General features: G+C 62.0%; 19 protein-coding genes. 9 read left to right on the forward strand and 10 right to left on the reverse strand.

The features are described from left to right. Positions 1-295: 295 nt before the first annotated feature. Positions 296-1,072, reverse strand: coding sequence for an enoyl-CoA hydratase (locus AC07OK_RS20940; protein WP_217942185.1), 777 nt, complete (start codon positions 1,070-1,072; stop codon positions 296-298). A gap of 151 nt (positions 1,073-1,223) precedes the next feature. Between AC07OK_RS20940 and AC07OK_RS20945 the strand changes: the two genes are divergently transcribed. Beyond that, the gene (locus AC07OK_RS20945; RefSeq protein ID WP_494692096.1) at positions 1,224-2,465 is read left to right on the forward strand and encodes an MFS transporter; all 1,242 of its coding nucleotides are present in this window, start codon (positions 1,224-1,226) and stop codon (positions 2,463-2,465) included. A gap of 62 nt (positions 2,466-2,527) precedes the next feature. Continuing rightward, the gene (locus AC07OK_RS20950; RefSeq protein ID WP_494692097.1) at positions 2,528-2,965 is read left to right on the forward strand and encodes a universal stress protein; all 438 of its coding nucleotides are present in this window, start codon (positions 2,528-2,530) and stop codon (positions 2,963-2,965) included. An 8-nt stretch (positions 2,966-2,973) separates the two neighbouring features. Here AC07OK_RS20950 and mltA read toward each other — a convergent pair whose 3' ends face one another. Both mltA and apaG read right to left on the reverse strand, forming a co-directional pair. Further along, positions 2,974-4,188 (reverse strand): murein transglycosylase A, encoded by a 1,215-nt coding sequence (mltA, locus tag AC07OK_RS20955; RefSeq protein WP_494692098.1) that lies wholly within the window; start codon positions 4,186-4,188, stop codon positions 2,974-2,976. A 142-nt stretch (positions 4,189-4,330) separates the two neighbouring features. Next, a complete protein-coding gene (gene apaG / locus AC07OK_RS20960) occupies positions 4,331-4,705 on the reverse strand; it encodes a Co2+/Mg2+ efflux facilitator ApaG/CorD (protein WP_217942188.1) in 375 nt (124 codons plus the stop codon). 191 nt (positions 4,706-4,896) lie between these two features. Here apaG and rpe point away from each other — a divergent pair, with 191 nt between their 5' ends. From rpe to trpC, 7 genes are all read left to right on the forward strand, one after another. After that, positions 4,897-5,562 carry a ribulose-phosphate 3-epimerase gene (rpe, locus tag AC07OK_RS20965; RefSeq protein WP_494692099.1) on the forward strand — a complete coding sequence of 222 codons (666 nt, stop codon included), beginning with the start codon at positions 4,897-4,899 and terminating at the stop codon, positions 5,560-5,562. Positions 5,563-5,564: 2 nt separating this feature from the next. Beyond that, entirely contained in the window at positions 5,565-6,248 is a 684-nt protein-coding gene (locus AC07OK_RS20970) for a phosphoglycolate phosphatase (RefSeq protein WP_494692100.1), read from the forward strand. Positions 6,249-6,461: 213 nt separating this feature from the next. Next, positions 6,462-7,958, forward strand: a complete 1,497-nt coding sequence (gene trpE, locus AC07OK_RS20975; protein WP_494692101.1) for an anthranilate synthase component I — start codon at positions 6,462-6,464, stop codon at positions 7,956-7,958. Between the two features lies 1 nt (position 7,959). Then, the gene (locus AC07OK_RS20980) at positions 7,960-8,523 is read left to right on the forward strand and encodes an aminodeoxychorismate/anthranilate synthase component II (RefSeq protein ID WP_026334934.1); all 564 of its coding nucleotides are present in this window, start codon (positions 7,960-7,962) and stop codon (positions 8,521-8,523) included. Between the two features lie 69 nt (positions 8,524-8,592). After that, positions 8,593-9,630 carry an anthranilate phosphoribosyltransferase gene (trpD, locus tag AC07OK_RS20985; protein WP_494692102.1) on the forward strand — a complete coding sequence of 346 codons (1,038 nt, stop codon included), beginning with the start codon at positions 8,593-8,595 and terminating at the stop codon, positions 9,628-9,630. A gap of 11 nt (positions 9,631-9,641) precedes the next feature. Then, positions 9,642-10,307 (forward strand): LysE family translocator, encoded by a 666-nt coding sequence (locus tag AC07OK_RS20990; RefSeq protein ID WP_494692103.1) that lies wholly within the window; start codon positions 9,642-9,644, stop codon positions 10,305-10,307. Positions 10,308-10,314: 7 nt separating this feature from the next. After that, positions 10,315-11,115 (forward strand): indole-3-glycerol phosphate synthase TrpC, encoded by an 801-nt coding sequence (trpC, locus tag AC07OK_RS20995; protein ID WP_494692104.1) that lies wholly within the window; start codon positions 10,315-10,317, stop codon positions 11,113-11,115. Here trpC and AC07OK_RS21000 read toward each other — a convergent pair. The 7 genes from AC07OK_RS21000 to AC07OK_RS21030 all read right to left on the reverse strand — a co-directional run bounded on the left by AC07OK_RS21000 (position 11,112) and on the right by AC07OK_RS21030 (position 19,594). After that, complete coding sequence (locus tag AC07OK_RS21000) at positions 11,112-12,263, reverse strand: GGDEF domain-containing protein (protein ID WP_494692105.1); 1,152 nt, start codon at positions 12,261-12,263, stop codon at positions 11,112-11,114. The genes trpC and AC07OK_RS21000 overlap by 4 nt on opposite strands. 214 nt (positions 12,264-12,477) lie before the next feature. Continuing rightward, a complete protein-coding gene (locus AC07OK_RS21005; RefSeq protein WP_494692106.1) occupies positions 12,478-14,298 on the reverse strand; it encodes a M61 family metallopeptidase in 1,821 nt (606 codons plus the stop codon). Positions 14,299-14,311: 13 nt separating this feature from the next. Continuing rightward, positions 14,312-14,878, reverse strand: a complete 567-nt coding sequence (locus tag AC07OK_RS21010; protein WP_494692107.1) for a nucleotidyltransferase family protein — start codon at positions 14,876-14,878, stop codon at positions 14,312-14,314. Positions 14,879-14,883: 5 nt separating this feature from the next. Beyond that, positions 14,884-17,103 carry a xanthine dehydrogenase family protein molybdopterin-binding subunit gene (locus tag AC07OK_RS21015; RefSeq protein ID WP_494692108.1) on the reverse strand — a complete coding sequence of 740 codons (2,220 nt, stop codon included), beginning with the start codon at positions 17,101-17,103 and terminating at the stop codon, positions 14,884-14,886. 11 nt (positions 17,104-17,114) lie between these two features. Next, on the reverse strand, positions 17,115-17,573 hold the full coding sequence (locus AC07OK_RS21020; protein WP_116992558.1) for a (2Fe-2S)-binding protein: 459 nt from the start codon (positions 17,571-17,573) through the stop codon (positions 17,115-17,117). A 38-nt stretch (positions 17,574-17,611) separates the two neighbouring features. Next, positions 17,612-18,337 carry a DsbC family protein gene (locus AC07OK_RS21025; protein ID WP_494692109.1) on the reverse strand — a complete coding sequence of 242 codons (726 nt, stop codon included), beginning with the start codon at positions 18,335-18,337 and terminating at the stop codon, positions 17,612-17,614. Positions 18,338-18,376: 39 nt separating this feature from the next. Then, the gene (locus tag AC07OK_RS21030) at positions 18,377-19,594 is read right to left on the reverse strand and encodes an FAD-dependent monooxygenase (protein WP_494692110.1); all 1,218 of its coding nucleotides are present in this window, start codon (positions 19,592-19,594) and stop codon (positions 18,377-18,379) included. Between the last annotated feature and the right edge of the window lie 43 nt (positions 19,595-19,637).

Here is a 19,637-nt window from a genome sequence, read left to right on the forward strand (position 1 = left end):
AATACTGACAGGCCACTACTTGCGTAGCGCCTATTTCATTACTTCTTGTGAACATTTGATATTTTAAGTATCAGCAGGACTAGCCTGCTGTGCACTTTCATCAAACGCCCACACTTATCGACTGTAAATTTTTAAAGAACTTATTCGGTACTGCTTGCTTGCTGCGGAGCGTTGTGTCCGTCAGCGAAGAAGAAAGAGTATGAAGCGTTTAGATCGTTTCGTCAACCCCTACTTTTCCCAGCTCCCCGCTGTTCTCTGCATTTGCATGCACCGTTTTGCGGGGAGGCGAACTATATCAAAGGCCGTCGAAGTTTGGCAAGCGCTTTTCGAGGAAAGCTTGCATGCCTTCCTTCTGCGCAGGCGTACCAAAGGCAGACTGGAACAGGCGCCGTTCATAATTGACACCTTCGGTCAGCGTGGTCTCGAAGGCGCGGTTGACAGAGTCCTTGATCATCATCGCGACCGAGGTCGGCATCGATGCGATCTGCTTCGCCGCGGTCAGCACTTCTTCGATCAGCTTGTCGGCAGGGACGACGCGCGACACCAGGCCGATGCGCTCCGCTTCCGCCGCGTCGATGGTGCGCGCGGTCAGCAGCATGTCCATGGCCTTGGCCTTGCCGATGGTGCGCGGCAGGCGCTGCGTGCCGCCCGCGCCCGGCGTGACGCCGACCTTGATTTCCGGCTGGCCGAACTTGGCGGTGTCGGCCGCGATCAGGAAATCGCACATCATCGCCAGTTCGCAGCCGCCGCCCAGCACATAGCCGGCCACGGCGCCCACCACCGGCTTGCGGATGCGCAGGATGTGCTCCCAGTTGCGGGTAATGTAGTTGTCGCGATAAGTATCCACATACGTGTAGTCCGCCATGGCGGCGATATCGGCGCCAGCGGCGAAGGCTTTCTCGCTGCCGGTCAGCACGATGCAGCCGATGGCCGGATCGGCGTCGAACTTATATAAGGCATCGCCCAGCTCGTTCATCATGCGGTCGTTCAGCGCATTCAGCGCCTTCGGACGGTTCAAGCGGATCAGGGCAACTTTGTCGTGCACTTCAACGATCAGATCTTCATATTGCATAAGGTGTCTCCTTCACAGTGGAATATTCCTGAAGGATTGTAGCGCCTAACTCCCGCGCTGGTATTATTGATAGACAGCAACCTGTTTTAAAGAGCCTCCTATTTTTACCGCCTTACGCCGCCGCCTGAGCAATAATCTGGATCACGACGCCTTGCTGCGCAACGGCGAATTCATGCGCTACTGGTCCAGCTCCATCCTCAACGGCTTCGGCAGCTATATCAGTGCGCTGGCCCTGCCGCTGTGTTCCGTCCTGCTGCTGCACGCGACGCCGGCGCAGATGGGCATGCTGGGCGCGTCGGCGGCGATTCCGTTCGCGCTGCTCGCCCTGCCGGCCGGCGTCTTCCTCGACCGTAACCGCAAACTGCCGGTCCTACTGGGCAGCAAGGCGGTCATGGCCGTGACGCTGGGCAGCATTCCGCTGGCCTACTGGCTGGGCCTGCTTTCCATCGAATGGATGTATGTGATCTCCTTTATCGGCGGCGCTTGCTCGGTGGTGGGTGGCGGCGCGGAGCAGATCTTCCTCACCAACCTGATCGGGCGCGACCGCCTGACCGATGCGCAATCCAAGTTTGCCGCCACCGATTCGGCTGCGCGGCTGATCGCGCCTGGCATCGCCGGCATCCTGATCCAATGGCTGACCGCGCCGTTCGCTGTCCTGGTGAACGCCATCGGCTTTGTGGCCTCCATCCTGCTGCTGCGCAATCTGAAGGCCACCGACCCCAAACCGGCGCCGTCCCACAAACATCCGCTGCGCGACATCCACGACGGCCTGCTGTTCATCTGGGGTCAGCCGCTGCTGCGCACGCTGGCCTGGGGCGCGGGCGTGTGGCATATGCTGTTCTATGGCTTTGCCGCCCTCAGCGTACTGTTCGCCACGCGCGAACTGGGCATGACGGCCGGCATGCTGGGCGCGGCCCAAATGGTCGGCGGCGTCGGCGTGCTGATGAGCTCCCTGCTGCTGAAGCCGCTGAACACGCGCTTCGGCGCCGGCATCACCATGCAGATCGGCCTGGGCCTGACCGCCTTCGCGTTTGCCGCCATGCCGATGATCCCGGCCAATCTGTTCGGCAGCCCGACCGCCAGCGCGGTGGCGTGCGGCGGCTTGTCGCTATTCCTCGATTGCGGCGTGATGCTGTTCTTTATGCCCTATATGACGATGCGCCAGAAGGTCACGCCCGATGCCTACCTGGGCCGCATGGTGTCGACCATGCGCTTCCTGACCGTGGCGACGGCGCCGCTCGGCGCGCTGACGGCCGGCTATATCGGCGAGCACTTCAGCATCCGCACCGGCATGGCCTGCGTCGCCGTGGGCGGCGTCGCGCTGTCGGTGGCGATGGCGCTGTCCTCGGCGATGCGCAACGCCCAGCATCAAACGGCGCCGGCCGCCTCCTAACGTGCGCCGCCGATCCAGCTAAATCATTAGGCTGGATTCAGTGCCCATCATTGGAGAGCGTCATGTTCAAGTCCATCCTGCTGCCCACCGACGGTTCGGAGCTGTCTGACAAAGCGACCGCGATGGCGGTCCAGTTTGCCAAACTCAATCACGCGCGCATCGTCGCCATCACCATCATCACACCGCTGCCGTTTGCCTCCATGGGCGACAGCGGCGCGGTGATCGATTCCGGCCAGTTCGCCACGCAGATGCAGAACGCAGCGCGCCACCATATCGACAAGGTAGCCGCCGCCGCGCATGCCGCCGAGATTCCGTTCGAGGGAGTGATCACGATGTCGCCCAGCCCCTACGAGGAGATCGTCGAGGCGGCGAAGAAGTTTGAATGCGACATCATCATGATGGCGTCGCATGGACGGCGCGGCCTGAACCGGCTGTTTTTGGGCAGCGAGACACAGAAGGTGCTCGCCCATACCACGCTGCCCGTGATGGTATTGCGCTAGGTGCTAAGTCAAAGCGGCTGCTTCGGCAGCAGCACCCAGACATTGCCGCGCTGCTTCATGCGACCGGCGTTCTCCGAGGCCTCGGTGCCGAAGCCGAAGAAGTAGTCGACACGGATCGCGCCACGGATCGCGCCCCCGGTATCCTGCGCCATGACCAGGCGCTGCAAGGGGATATCACTGTTCGGCATCGTGGTCGACAGGAACACCGGCGCGCCCAGCGGCAGCTGCGACGCATCGATCGCCACCGAACGCGACGGCGTCAACGGCACGCCCAGCGCGCCCTTAGGCCCGACCTTCGGATCCGGCAGCCGCTCCTCCTTGAAGAACACATAGCTCGGATTCACATTGAACAGCTCCTGCATGCGCGTAGGGTGGCCGGCGATCCACGCCTTGATGCCCTGCGCCGATGCCTGCTCCAGCGTCAGCTCGCCCTTCTCCACCAGGTATTTGCCGATTGATTTATATGGATGGCCGTTCTGGTCCGCATACGCCACGCGCACGGTTTCCTGGCTGTCGGTCAGCTGCACGCGGCCGGAGCCCTGCACCTGCAGGAAGAAGGACTCCACCGGATCGTCCACCCACAGCAGCTCCTTGCCGCCGAAATCGGCCTTCTCGATATCGGCGCGGGTCGCATACGGCACCACTTTCTTGCCAACCAGCTTGCCGCGCAGGCGCATGCCCTTCAGCTCCGGGTAGACGCTGGCCAGGTCGATGGTCAGCATATCGTCCGGCACCTTATATAGCGGGGTCTGATATGGCCCACCCTTTTTACGGGCGCCGCGCAGCAGCGGCTCGTAGTAGCCGGTAATCAGGCCGTCGGTGGCGCCATCCGGCGCGATCACCTGGTTCGGCTCCATGAACGCTTCGAAGAAGGTGCGGATCGCCTGTTCGTCGCCACCATTGACGGTGCGCGCGATGCTGCACGACTCCTTCCAGCTCGGCTGCTTGACCAGCACCGAACACGAGGACATGAACGCCGGCCAAGCCGCGCGCACGTCGTCCTTGTCCCAGCCAGGCAGCGAGGCGAAGGTGGTCGGCACCATTTGCAGCGCGGTCGGCTTGGGCGGCACCGGCGTCGGCGGCACCGGCGGCACGACCGGCGCCGGCGGCGTCACGCTCGGCGCCGGCGTTTTATCGGGCGGCAGCGGCGTGGTGGTACAGGCGGCCAGCGAAACCGCGACGACGGTCAGCGGAACGAGTAGACTACGGCGTGTTAATGACATAAGGATGGCTATGTGGGTATTGATGATAGAAGCATGCGTGGCGTTTTTCCTGTTGGTGTTCATCGTCTGGTGGACCATGTACCAAGGCAAGGGCAAAGCTAAAAAGCTGCCCCCGCCGGCCAAGGAAAACGAACAAGAGTAATCAGTGCAGCGTGCGCGGCAGCGACAGCACGAACTCCGGGATCTTGGTTTCGAACTGGTGGCCGTCCTCGGCCACGCAGAAGTACTCGCCGAACATCGAGCCCTGCTGGGTTTGCAGCGCCGTGCCGCTGGTGTATTCGAAATGCTCGCCGGGCTGCAGCAGCGGCTGATGGCCGACCACGCCCAGTCCGCGCACTTCTTCCACATGATTGTTGGCGTCGGTGATGACCCAGTGGCGCGAGATCAGCTGCGCAGCCACCGTGCCGGTGTTCTTGATCGTGATTGAATAGGTAAACACAAAGTTGGTGCGTTCCGGGTCCGACTGATCCGGCAGGTACTGAGTTCTGACCGACACAGTAAATTCGTAAGTGGCCATCGAGATTCCTTAAAGCTTGGTAAAAGCGTAATCGCTCTATGCAAAATTGGCGATTGTATATCGTCAGACCCCCATTGCACCGCAAATCCGCCCCGTATGCAAGGACGGCGCGGCTGAAAACCGCCGCAAAACCGGTACAGTCGCGCCGGGCAGCGTAAAATAGCGCATCTTTTTCTTGCCAGCCCAACGCCATGACCACTTTCCGCATCGCTCCCAGCATCCTGTCCGCCGATTTCGCCCGCCTGGGTGAAGAGGTCCGCAACGTCGTCACCGCCGGTGCAGACATCATTCACTTTGACGTGATGGACAACCATTACGTTCCCAACCTGACCATCGGCCCGCTGGTATGCGAAGCGATCCGTCCGCATGTGCAAGTGCCGATCGACGTGCACCTGATGGTCAAGCCGGTCGACCGCATCATCCCGGACTTCGCCAAGGCTGGCGCCAACATCATCACCTTCCACCCGGAAGCGTCGGACCACATCGACCGCTCACTGCAGCTGATCCGCGACCACGGCTGCAAGGCCGGCCTGGTGTTCAACCCTGGCACCCCGCTGAGCTACCTGGAACACGTGATGGACAAGATCGACATGATCCTGATCATGTCCGTCAACCCAGGCTTCGGCGGCCAGTCCTTCATCCCGCAGGCTTTGAAGAAGATCGCCGAAGCGCGCCGCCTGATCAACGAATCCGGCCGCGACATCCTGCTGGAAGTGGACGGCGGCATCAAGATCGACAACATCGCCGCCGCCGCCGCAGCCGGCGCGGACACCTTCGTGGCCGGCTCCGCCATCTTCGGCAAGCCGGACTACAAGGCCGTCATCGACGCCATGCGCGCCCAGCTGGCGATGGCGTAAGCATGAGCGTGCTGGCAGGCGTGCGCGCCGCAATCATCGATCTCGACGGCACCATGCTGGACACGATTCCCGACTTCCACGTGGCCCTCAACGGCATGCGCGCGGAACTGGACCTGCCGCCGATCTCGCAAGACCAGATCGCGCTGATGGTCGGCAAGGGCTCGGAAAACCTGATCCGCTCCGTGCTGGGGCTGGATTGGGACGCGGCCCGCGTGGAAGCGCATTTCGAGGCCGCGATGGACGCCTACCAGCGCCACTACCTGAGCATCAACGGCAACCACAGCGCCCTGTATCCGGGCGTGATCGAAGGTCTGACGGCAATGAAGGCACAAGGCCTGCGCCTGGCCTGTGTAACCAACAAGCCACAATCCTTCACCACGCCGCTGCTCAAGCTCAAAGGCCTGGACGGTTTCTTCGAGGTGGTCTACGGCGGCGATTCGCTGCCGCGCAAGAAGCCCGATCCGCTGCCGCTGCAAACCGTGTGCGCCGATTTCGGCCTGGCGCCGGCGCAGGTGGTGGCCATCGGCGACTCCTCGAACGACGCGCAAGCCGCGCGGGCTGCGGGCTGCCCGGTGCTGACTGTGCCTTACGGTTACAATCATGGAGAGGCTATACACAAAACCGATTCCGATGGTATAGTAGCCACGCTGCTCGACGCCGCAAATTTGATCCGTTCGCATAATTAACCATTAGCTGAACCACTCTGACCGAAATGTCTTTCACCAAAAAACACAATGTCACCCAAACCGGCTCGATTGAGGCCTGGCTTTGGCGACGCTGGCAATCCTGGCAAACTCAGCCAAACTGATTGCTGTCGTTTGTGCACGCGCACCCGACAGGTTTTTTGACAAACCACCGCCAAACCCACACCCACAGCCTTGGCGGCATGGAGAGAAGACATGACCGAATTCGAATTCAAATCGTTGGCCACCGACGGCTACAACCGCGTTCCACTGATCGCTGAAGCCTTTGCCGATCTCGAAACCCCGCTCACGCTGTACCTGAAACTGGCCCAGACCCAGAACGCCGGCAAGAACACCTTCCTGCTTGAATCGGTGGTCGGCGGCGAGCGTTTTGGCCGCTTCTCCTTCATCGGCCTGCCGGCGACGACCGTGCTGCGCAACTTTGGCACGCGCACCGAGATCGTCAAGAACGGCGCCGTGATCGAGACCCACGAAGGCAATCCGCTCGAATTCATCGAGGCTTACCAGAAGCGCTTCAAGGTCGCGCTGCGTCCCGGCATGCCTCGCTTCTGCGGCGGCCTGGCCGGCTACTTCGGCTACGACACCGTGCGCCACATCGAAAAAACGCTGGCCAACACCCAGCCCAAGGATGACCTGGGCCTGCCCGACATCCAGCTGATGGTGACCGAAGAACTGGCCGTCATCGACAACCTGAGCGGCAAGCTGTATCTGATCGTCTACGCCGACACCACGCAGCCGGAGTCGTATTCCAACGCGCGCCAGCGCCTGAAAGACCTGCGCATGATGCTGCGCCGTGGCGTCGACGCGCCGGTGACCAGCGCCTCGGTACGCACCGACATCACGCGCGACTTCCCGAAAGAGGAATACCTGAAGGCCGTCGCCAAGGCCCACGAATACGTGATGGCCGGCGACTTGATGCAGGTGCAGATCGGCCAGCGCCTGCGCAAGCCCTACGTCGATTCGCCGCTGACGCTGTACCGCGCGCTGCGTTCGCTCAATCCGTCGCCGTATATGTACTTCTACAATTTCGGCGACATGCAGATCGTCGGCGCCTCGCCGGAGATTTTGGTCCGCAACGAGACGCTGCCGGACGGCGAGAAGAAAGTCACGCTGCGTCCTATCGCCGGCACCCGTCCGCGCGGTGCCACGCCGGAGCGCGACGCCGAACTGGCCAAGGAACTGCTGGCCGATCCGAAAGAGATCGCCGAACACGTGATGCTGATCGACCTGGCGCGCAATGACCTGGGCCGCATCTCCGAGATCGGCAGCGTCAAGGTCACTGACCGCCTGGTCATCGAAAAATACTCGCATGTGCAGCACATCGTCTCCAACGTCGAGGGCAAGCTGAAGTCCGGCCTGTCCAACCTGGACGTGCTGCGCGCCACCTTCCCGGCCGGCACGCTGACCGGCGCGCCGAAAGTGCGCGCGATGGAAGTGATCGACGAACTGGAAATCTCCAAGCGCGGCATCTACGGCGGCGCCTGCGGCTACCTGTCCTTCGGCGGCGAAATGGACGTGGCGATCGCGATCCGCACCGGCGTGATCAAGGACGGCATGCTGTACGTGCAGGCCGCAGCCGGCATCGTCGCCGACTCGATACCGGAGATGGAATGGCAGGAAACTGAAAACAAGGCGCGCGCCGTGCTGCGCGCCGCCGAACAAGTGCAAGATGGCCTGGATGGGGAGTTCTGAGATGCTGCTAATGATCGACAACTACGACTCCTTCACCTACAACATCGTGCAGTACTTCGGCGAACTGGGTGAGGATGTACGCGTGTACCGCAACGACGAAATCACGATTGCGGAAATCGAAGCACTGAACCCGGATCACATCTGCATATCGCCAGGTCCGAAAGATCCGTCGCAAGCCGGCATCTCGATCGAAGTGCTCAAGCACTTCGCCGGCAAGAAGCCGATACTGGGCGTGTGCCTTGGCCACCAGGCCATCGGCGAAGCGTTCGGCGGCAAGGTTATCCGCGCCAAGCAGGTCATGCATGGCAAAACTTCTCTCATCGCGCATACAGGCGTGGGCGTCTTCAAGGGTCTGCCCTCCCCCTTCACAGTGATCCGTTATCACTCGTTGGCTATCGAGCGCAGCTCGCTGCCGTCCTGCCTCGAAGTGACGGCATGGACGGACGACGGTGAAATCATGGGCGTGCGCCACAAGGAATACGACATCGAGGGCGTGCAGTTCCACCCCGAGTCCATCCTGTCGGAGCACGGTCACGCACTGTTGAAGAACTTCCTGGTCCGCTAAAGACGCCGGTGCGCCCCGCGCGCGCCTCCTTTAGCTGCAATCCGCGTCCAAATTGAAGAAGGAATTGCCATGCCTATCACCCATCAAGAAGCACTGCTGCGCTGCATCGAACACCGCGAGATTTTCCACGACGAGATGCTGCACCTGTTCCGCCAGATCATGTCCGGCGAAATGTCGCCGACCATGATCGCCGCCCTGACCATGGGCCTGCGCGTGAAAAAAGAAACCATCGGCGAAATCGCCGCCGCCGCGCAAGTCATGCGCGAGTTCTCCACCAAGGTGCCGATGGCCGACACCACCGGCCTGCTCGACATTGTCGGCACCGGCGGCGACGGCGCGCATACCTTCAACATCTCCACCGCGTCGATGTTCGTCGCGGCCGCCGCCGGCGCGCGCGTGGCCAAGCATGGCGGCCGCAGCGTGTCGTCGTCGTCCGGCAGCGCCGACGTGATCGAATCGCTGGGCGCCAACATCAACCTGAAGCCCGAGCAGATCGCGCAATCGATCGCGCAGACCGGCATCGGCTTCATGTTCGCGCCGAACCATCACGCGGCGATGAAGCATGCGGCGCCGGTACGCCGCGAGCTGGGCGTGCGCACCATCTTCAACATCCTGGGTCCGCTGACCAATCCGGCCGGCGCGCCGAATATTCTGATGGGCGTGTTCCACGCCGACCTGGTGGGTATCCAGGTGCGCGTGCTGCAACGCCTGGGCGCGCAACACGCCATCGTGGTCTATGGCCGCGACAATATGGATGAAGTCTCGCTGGGCGCAGCAACCCTGGTGGGCGAACTGGTGAACGGCGAGATCCGCGAATACGAAATCCATCCCGAAGACTTCGGCCTGCAGATGATCGCCAGCCGCAACCTGAAGGTGGCCGATGCGACCGAGTCGAAAGCCAAGATGATGGAAGCGCTGCGCGGCGAACCTGGCGCGGCCTACGATATCGTCGCGCTCAACGCCGGCACCGCGCTGTACGCGGCCGGCGTGGCCAGCTCGATCGAGGATGGCCTGGCGCGCGCGCGCGCGGCCATCACCTCCGGCGATGCGATGCGCAAGGTCCAGCAGTTTGTCGAGGTCACGCAAAACCTCGGCAAAACCAACTAAGGGAGGCCAGCATGTTCGGCATCCACGACCTGACGCTGTTTGTAATCTCCGGGCTGCTGCTCAATATCATGCCCGGTCCCGATACGCTGCTGATCATGACGCGCAGCGCCACCCAGGGCTGGCGCGCCGGTTCGGCCGCCGCATTGGGCATAGGCGCCGGCACCATGATCCACATCTTCGCCGCGGCGCTGGGCTTGTCGGCGCTGTTGGCGACGTCCGCCACCGCGTTCACGGCCGTCAAGTGGATCGGCGCGGCCTACATTGTCTACGTCGGCATCGGCATGCTGCGCGCGAAACTGCGGGCCGAAGCCGATGACGTGGCGGCCGCCGAAACGGCCGCGCGCGCCGCGGCCCAGCCACTGGCGTATCGCAAAATCTTCTTCCAGGGCTTCCTGACCAATGTGCTGAACCCGAAGGTGGCCTTGTTCTTCCTGGCGTTCGTGCCGCAGTTTATCTCGGCCGATTCCACCAGCAAGCCGTTGGCCTTCATCGTCCTTGGCTGCATTTTCAATTTCAACGGTATGTTGTGGTGCAACGGCCTGGCCGTCTTCACCGCCTTTGCCAGCGCGCGGCTGAAGGTCAAGCCGCTGGTGGCGCTGTGGCTGAACCGCGTGACGGGCGGACTGTTCCTGGCACTCGGCCTGCGCCTGGCGCTGGCCGAACAACATTCATCTTAGGCTTATCATGTCCGACATCCTGAACAAAATCCTCGCAGTCAAAGCCGACGAAGTCGCCGCCGCCAAGAAACACCGCAACCTGGCAAGCTTGCGCGCCGACGTGGAAAGCAACACCGAACTGCGCGCCGGCCTGCGCGGCTTCGAAGCCAGCCTGCGCGAAAAGATCGCCGCCGGCCATGCCGGCGTGATCACCGAAGTGAAAAAGGCCTCGCCGTCGAAAGGGGTGCTGCGCGCCGACTTTCGCCCCGCCGACATCGCCGCCAGCTACGAGGCCAACGGCTCCGCATGCCTGTCGGTGCTAACGGACGAGCAGTTCTTCCAGGGTTCGGTGGCGTATTTGCAGCAGGCGCGCGCCGCCTGCACGCTGCCGGTGCTGCGTAAAGATTTCATGATCGACATGTACCAGATCTACGAAGCGCGCGCGATGGGCGCCGACGCGATCCTGTTGATTGTCTCGGCGCTGGACCACGGCCTGATGGCGGAAATGGAGGCCTGCGCCCACGAACTGGGCATGGGCGTGCTGGTGGAAACCCACGACGGCGACGAACTGACCGCCGCGCTGCGCCTGAAAACCGCGCTGTTGGGCATCAATAACCGCAATTTGCGGACGTTTGAGGTCTCGCTGGAGAATACGCTGGCCCTGCTGGACCGCATTCCGGAAGAAAAACTGGTCATCACCGAATCCGGCATCATGGTGCCGGACGACGTCAAACGCATGCGCGAGGCCAATGTGCACGCTTTCCTGGTCGGCGAAGCCTTCATGCGCGCGGCCGATCCAGGCGCCGAACTGGCGCGCCTGTTCAACTAAGCCTGTATCGCCTGCAAAGGCGGCACCGGCCCGGACGCGATCTCGATACGGTCGCGTCCACGTTCCTTGGCGCGATACAGCGCCTCATCCGCCCGCATCAGGATGGCGTCCAGATCCTCGTTGATACTTGTCTGGCAGGCAACCCCTATGCTGACGGTATAAGCCGGCAACCCTGGCCGGCCGGGTTCGCGCACGGCACTCAGGATGCGCTCCGCGATATGGTGCGCACGGTCCAGACCGGTAACTGGAAGCAAAACAATAAACTCTTCCCCACCAAATCGCGCCACGTGATCGGATACCCGAAGCGCGTTGCCAATCACAGCCGCCACGTCGATTAAAACCCGGTCGCCGGTGGCGTGTCCGTGGCAGTCGTTAATCCTCTTAAAATAATCCAGATCGATGCTGAGCATGGTCATGGCGGTGGATTCACGCCGCATTAGCGCATGCTCTTTGGCATAAATATCGGCGAAACCGCGACGGTTTAATACCTGGGTCAGTGGATCGAGCGTGGATCGGCGTTCCAGTATTCCTTGCAAGCGGCGGGTTGCAACCGCTTTAAAGCTGACCGCCAGCAGCAGCACCATGAAATGACCGGCGGCCAGATAAAGACTCTGGAATGGCCCCATACTCATTAAATTAACCTGTGCGCCGCCGTATAATACGGCCAACACGCCACGCGTTAATACTACCAGCGCCTGCAACAAGAGCAATATACCAAAGAACTTGGTGGAGAAATGGCGCTCGCCATAACGCCACACCATCACCATCTGGTTTATATAAAAAGCGGAGATCAGGAAAGAGAATACGGCAACACGGGCGGCGAAATGCGGCTGGATAATCAACCAATATCCGACGCCCAACATCGCCAGCGTCCAAACCAAATGGAATAACCACCACGACGGCGACCGGCCATAAAATATCTGAGTACCGATCATCCCTAAGCCCACGCCCCAGATCAGGGCGGAATTGGCGCTGAGCAGGGCAAAGGTTTCGCCTAGCGGGCTATATCTGAGGCTGAATAAGCCCGCGCCGCACGCCAACGTTATCAATCCCGCCGCCCAATAATTCAGCCCTTTAATCTCCGTGGGGAAACTCAAATGGGCGGAATAGAGGACGACACTCATCGCGCCGGCCATCAGCGTCGACATCAGGATAATCGTGGTGGGATCAAGCAGTATCACTTGCGGGTCTGTCCTCTGGCAAAAACTCAGCCAAATTCTAAACCAGAACAAGACCACCGCGTAAAATTAAACTGCCGACAACACCGCAGAGCTCCAGTACACGCTGGAATTTGGTTAGTACGCGCCAAAATCTGGCATGGATAGGGCAAAAAAATCCGGGGACTCGCCCCGGACTCTGGAATTAACGTGCCGCGCTGGGCCGCAAGGGGCCAGCGGATTTCTTGCCGGCCGGGTCCAGCGACAGGCTAATACCGGGAACCCGGTCGCCTTGTAATGTCGCGGTGAATGTCATCAACTCGTCGCGGCGGAACGCATGTATTACTATTTCCGAGCCGACACCGTAGCGGGAAAGCAGCGTTTCCAAATTGGCGCCGGTGACGCGCAATCCATCGACCGCCATCAATATATCGCCGGCCGATAATCCAGCCTGGTGCGCGGCGCCATTCTCATGCACGCTGGATAGTTTGCAATCATTACCTTCTTTGCCGAGATTCGCATCCAGGCTAGGCTTGGCCAATTTACGTTCATCGTTATATTTAACACCGAATGGCGCCAGCATTTTAGCCAACGGCAAATCTTCGGTTCCACGGATATATTTATCGAAGAATGGCTTGAACCGGCCGCCGCTGATTTCATCGAATAATGCCTCCACTTCGGCTGGAGTAACTCCGCGACCGCCGCCTTGATAAAAATCGCGGCCATAACGTTGCCATAATGCGCGCATCACATCATCCAGCGATTTCTTGCCGCCGGTCTTAGCGCGGATGCTCAAATCCAAAGCCAGCGCGATCAAGGAACCCTTGGTGTAATAGCTGATAATCGAATTCGGCGCATTTTCATCCTGGCGATAATATTTACCCCAGGCGTCGAAACTGGAATCGGCCACGCTTTGCTTGGTGCGGCCGCTGCCGCGCAATACGCTGGCGATGGTTTTACCCAGCAATTTGAAATAAGCCGGTTCGGCGATGACGCCGGCACGCACCAGCATCAAATCATCGTAATAACTGGTGAAGCCTTCAAACAGCCAAAGCAAGGGCGAATAATTCTCGACCTGCAGGTTATACGGCGCGAATGCGGCCGGCTTGATGCGCTTCACATTCCACGTGTGGAAATATTCATGGCTGCACAGGCCGAGGTATTGCAGATAACCGTCGCTGATATCTTTGCTGGCCGCAGCCGTGCTCGGCAAGTCGGCGCGGGCGCAGATCAGCGCCGTCGAGGCGCGGTGTTCCAGGCCTCCGTAACCGTCGCCGACGGCCAGCGTCATGAACACATAGCGGTCCATCGGCGCCTTTTTGGCCTTCGGTTCAAAGAAGGCGATCTGGGTTTCGCAGATCTTTTTCAGGTCGGCGCTCAGGCGTGGCAGGTCCAGGTTGGGCACCCGGCCGCTGATGACGATGTCGTGCGGGATGCCATGCGCCTTGAACGTGGCCAGCGCGAAGTCGCCCTGCTCCACCGGGTGATCGATCAACTCGTCGTAGTTGGACGCGATGTAAGTGCCAAAACCATAACGTTTCGCTTTCAGCTCAGGCAGCGAGGTCGCCACGCGCCAGGTCTTGGCCGCTTCATCGTCCGGCCGCTGGATGTCCACCACGTGCGGCTGGTCTTCCTGCCCCAGCACGCGCAGGAACACGCTGGTGCCGTTGTAGAAGGCATGGTTCTGGTCCAGATGCGCGGCGCGCACCGACATGTCCCAGGCATAGACTTCGTAATGCACCGTCAGCGAGGCCGCATGGTCCTTCAGCGGGGCGGCCTGCCACGAGTGCTTATCCAGCTTGGCCAGCGCCACCGGCTGGCCGTCCGACTCGGCGCGGATGCGCACGATGTTGCGCGAGAACTCGCGGATCATGTAACTGCCCGGTATCCAGGCCGGCAGCGCGAACACCTGGCCGCCTTCGGCCGGCGCGTCCACCGTCAGCGTGACGTGGAACAGGTGGGCGGCCAGATCATGTCCGACGATGCTGTAGGCGATCGCGGGATTGTTCTTGTTCGTTTTCTTCATCTCTATCCTTGTTTTACAAATCGCCCGGCGTATCGATATCGCGCACCACGCCGACATCGTCGACTATCAGCTCGCTCACCGCATGGCTTTTTAATATGTCGCGCGCGCCCTGGTCGCCTTCCAGCGCCAGCAGCAACGGCAAATGATAACTGCTGAAGGCGACCGGATTGCCGCGTCGCCCTTCAAAAACGGGCGCCGCGATGCGCGCGCCCCGTTCGATCGTCGCGGCCAGGGACCGCATGGTCTCCGGCTGCACATGGGGCATGTCGCCCAGGCCTATCAGCCAGCCTTCCGCGCCCTTGGTGTGGTCGACCGCCATCGTCAGCGAGGCGGCGATGCCCAGATCGGCATCCGCGCAGACGCGCACTTCGCATCCCAGCTTGCCCAGCAACGCCGCCACCTGGTCGTCGCCGGAGCGGACCACGGCAATCACGCGCGGCAGCACGGCCAGCATATTTTTAGCACTGGCGACGACCACGGCGTCGCCATCCTTCAACGGTTGCAGCAATTTGTTTTGTACGCCGGACGGGTCGAACCGCTTACCCCGCCCGGCTGCCAGCAATATCCCTACCAGTGCCATTCAGCTCAGGCGCTGGCCAGATCGAACGGCAGCTTGCGCAGACGCTTGCCGGTCAATTTGAACAGCGCGTTGGCGAACGCCGGCGCCAGCGGCGGCAGGCCTGGTTCGCCCATGCCGGTCGGCGGATCGTTCGACGGCACGATATGAACGTCGATCACCGGCATGTCCGTCATGCGCGCCACCGTATAGTCGCTGAAGTTCTGCTGATCCACCACGCCGTCCTTGAGCGTGATCGCGGCGCCCGGCAAGGTCATGCCGAGGCCCATCAACGCCGCGCCCTGGATCTGCGCTTCGATCGTCAACGGATTGACCGCCTGGTTGCAATGCACACCCGCCGTGACCTTGTGCAGCTTGGGCGTGCCGTTCTTCACGGACGCCACCACCACATACGCGATCACGGTGTTGAACGACTGATGCACCGCCACACCCCAAGCCTGGCCTTTAGGTAAAGCCTTCTTGCCGTAGCCGGACTTGGCGACCGCCAGGTCCAGCGCGGCCATGTGGCGCTTGCCCTTCTCGCCCAGCAGCTTCTTGCGATAGGCGACAGGGTCCATCTTGGCCGCGTGGGCGGCTTCGTCGATCAGCGTCTCCATCACGAAGGCCGTGTGGGTGGAGCCGACCGAGCGCCACCACAACACCGGCACATTGGCCTTGACGGAGTGCGCGCTCAGGTTCAGCGGCACTTCATACGGTTCGCCCATGCCTTCGACCATGGTCACGTCGATGCCGTCCTTGATCATCATCGGTTCGAACGCCGTGCCGGCGATGATGGACTGGCCGACGATGACGTGATCCCAAGCCACGATATCGCCCTTGTCGTCGATGCCGATATCGGCGCGGTGCACATGCGACGGACGATAGTAGCCGCCCTTGATGTCGTCCTCGCGGCTCCAGATCACCTTGACCGGGTCCTTCTTGCCGGTGGCCTGCCACACCTTGGCGATGTTGACCGCTTCAACCAGGTAGTCGGAGGTCGGCACGGCGCGGCGGCCGAAACCGCCGCCGGCCATCATCGTGTTCAGCACCACCTGCTCCGGCTTCAGGCCGGCGGTGGCGGCGATGGCGCCTTGGTCCATCGTCTGGAACTGGGAGCCTGCCCACACCGTGCAGCCGTCCGGGCGCAGATCGACCACGCAGTTCAGCGGCTCCATCGGCGCGTGCGCCAGGTAAGGGAATTCATATACGGCGGAGATCTTCTTCGCCGCGCCGGCCAGCTTGGAAGTATCGGCTTTGCGCACCGGCAGGCCGGGCTTCTGCGCCAACGCCTTGTACTCGGCCAGCTGCTTGTCGCTGCTGACCTTTTCGACGCCGCTGGTGTCCCAGTCGATGACCAGCGCATCGCGGCCCATCTTGGCCGGCCAGTAGCCGTCGGCCACCACCACGACGCCGCTGCCGCCGCGATCCGTCTTCACTTCCAGCACTTCGATCACGCCCTTGATCGCCTTGGCTTTCGAGGCGTCGAACTTGGCGACCTTGGCGCCGAACACCGGCGGCCTCGCCACCACGGCGACCTTGCTGTGCGGCGCCTTGTAGTCCATGCCGAAGACCTGCTTGCCGGTCGACTTGAGTTTCGCGTCCAGGCGTTTGGTCGGCTTACCGATGAAGTTGAAGTCCTTGGGATCCTTCAGCTTGACGGTGGCAGGCACCGGCTGCTTCATCGCCGCATCGGCCATGGCGCCGTAGGTGGCCTTCTGGCCAGTAGGCCCGATCAGCGTGCCCTTCGACGTCTTGATCTGGTCCGGCGCCACCTTCCACTCCTGGGCCGCGGCACCGATCAACATCGCGCGCGCCTTGGCGCCGATCTCGCGGTACTGGGTGTAGGAGTGGGCGATACTGCCCGAGCCGCCGGTGATCTGGATGCCGAACGCCGGGTCCTTGTACTGGTCGCCGGCCGGCGCCAGCGCGCCGTTCATCTTCGACCAGTCCGCGTCCAGTTCTTCCGCGATCAGCATCGGCAGCGAAGTCTGCACGCCCTGGCCGAACTCCAGCCGGTTGACCTGCACCGTCACGCTGTTGTCCGGCGCGATATGCAGGAAAGCGTTTGGTTCATACACCTTGGCCGCAGGCTGCTGCGCATTGGCGAAGCGTCCCGCGCCAGGCATGAAGAAGCCCAGCACCAAACCGCCGCCCGCCACCGCGCCGGCCTTCATGAAGCTGCGGCGCGACACGCCGCCGGAAGTCTCTACACCCGCCATCGATTCCTGATTGAGCCATTCGATCCGCATGACATTCTCCTTTAGGCGATGGTTTTGGCTGCGTCTTTGATGGCTGCGCGGATGCGCTGGTACGTCCCGCATCGACAGATGTTGCCACTCATGGCGTTGTCGATATCGGCGTCGGAGGGGGCTTTGTTGGTGCGCAGCAGAGCGGTCGCGCTCATGATCTGGCCACTCTGGCAGTAGCCGCATTGGGGCACGTCCAGCTTGACCCACGCCTCCTGCACGGCCTTGCCTACTTTATCGGATTCCATCGCTTCGATGGTGGTGATCTTCTGGCCGGCGGCGGCCGAAATCGGCGTCACGCACGAACGGATAGGCTGGCCGCCCAGGTGCACGGTGCAGGCGCCGCACAGCGCCGCGCCGCAACCGAACTTGGTGCCGGTCATATTCAGGTTGTCGCGCAAGGCCCACAGTATCGGCGTCGAAGGATCGGCGTCTACCTGCATGTCTTTACCGTTGATGTTCAATGTAATCATTCAGTTCTCCTGTGGACGATGCGCTGGTTGGCTAAGACTTACTGCTTGATCTTGGCGAGCTTCTCTTCAAGGCCCTTGGTGTCGATCGCACCCGGCACGCGGGTGCCGTCGGCGAAGAAGATGGCCGGGGTACCGGAGATGTTCAGCTTGTGGCCCAGCTCCAGCACCTGGTCGTTCGGCGATTCGCACTTCTCCGCCGCGGCAGGCGCCGCCTTGTTGTTGACCATCCAGTCTTCCCAGGCCTTGCTGCGGTCCGGCGCGCACCAGATATTCTTCGACTTGGTGAACGAATCATCGGCCAGGATGTTGTACATGAAGGTGTAGACCGTGATGTTGTCGGTTTCCTTGAGCGTGGTCTGGCGGAAGCGTTTGCAGTAGCCGCAGTTCGGATCTTCGAACACCGCGATCACGCGCTTGCCGTCACCCTTGACGGTCTTGATGGCTTTGTCCAGCGGCAGGTCGGAGAACTTGATCTTGTTGATCTCTTCCAGCCGTTCCTTGGTCAGGTCGGTGCTGGTGGTCAGGTTGAACACGTGGCCGGAGAACAGATAGGTGCCGGTCTTGTCGGTGTAGAGGATGTCGTTGCCGACGCGGATTTCATACAGGCCGGCGTAGGGCGTTTCCTTGATCGAATCGACTTTGACGTTCGATCCCAGGCGCGGCTCGACCAGCTTCTTGATCGCCTCCGTGGACGGGGTTTCCGCGCCCACGCAGGACGCCATCAGCGCCGACAACAACAGCAAAACGGTCTTACTCATTCTCATAACATCTCCAATGACTACAGACGAACCGACTGCGCCGGCCTACTTTCCCATTGCGTGGGAGATCAGGCGGCGCTTCAGCACCGGTAATTTATCCAGCAAGTTTAATCCCAAATTGCGAACCACGCGCAGCGGCTCCATATCCGCGCCGAACAGGCGCGCCAGGCCGTCGGTGGTGAGCTGCATCAGCAGCACGTCTTCCTTGCGGGCGCGCTCGTAGCGGGCCAGCACGCGGGTGTCGCCGATGCCGCGCTGTGCTTCGCGCTCGCTCAGGGTTTTGATCAGTTGCGCGACGTCGGCGAAGCCCAGGTTCATGCCGTGGCCGGCCAGCGGGTGCACCACGTGGGCGGCGTCGCCCACCAGCGCCACGCGCGGCGCGCTCATGGCGTGCGGGCGCAGCAAACGCAATGGGAAGTCGCGCACCAGCTCCGGCTGCAAAGGCGTCAGCGCGCCCAGACGGTCGGCCGCGTAGACGGCCAGGCGGTCGGCGATCTGCTGCGCCGACTCGGCGCGCAGCGTATCGGCCAGCGCTTCCGGCGCCGACCACACCAGCGACACCTGGTTGCCCGGCAACGGCAGCAGCGCGACAATGCCTTCGGCGCCGGTGAACCATTGGCAGGCGGCGCCGTGATGCGGCTTCTCGCAGGCGAAGTTGGAGACCACGGCGCGCTGGTTGTAGCTGCGGTAATCGAGGCCGATGTCGCACTGGCCGCGCACCCAGGACTGGGCGCCGTCGGCGCCGACCACCAGCTCGGCCTTGATGCAGGTGCCGTCGTCCAGGTGCACGGTGGCGCTGTCGTCGGCGCGCAGCAGACCGGTGGCGCGGCCTTCGACGAAGCGCACGTTCTGCGCGAACTTGAGGGCGGCGTCCAGCGCCTGCCCCAGGTTGCGGTCTTCCATGATCCAGGCCAGCGTGCCGGTGTGGGCGCCATAGGCGTCGAAGGCCAGGCCGCCGGCGTTGGCGCCGTCGCCGTGGACGATCATCGCGTCCACCGGCGCCACGCGCGCCTGGTCCAGCGCATGCCATACCTTCAGGGACGACAGCAGATGATGGGCGGTGTGGTTCAGTGCATAGACCCGCGCATCCCAGCCGATATCGGCGGCCGGGGCGGCCGGATGCGACGGTGGACCGAGCAGGGTTACACTAAAACCGGCCTGGGCCAGGCCCAGCGCGGCGGTCTTGGCAATAGCGCCATTGCCAACGATACAAATATCACTCTCGATAACGCGCAGCGCAGCGGGGGAGGATGGATTAGTCATCCAAACATTATAGCGTTTGTACGGCTAAGACACGGCTCGCCGG

This window comes from Duganella sp. GW821-FHT07G03 (genome assembly GCF_059418605.1).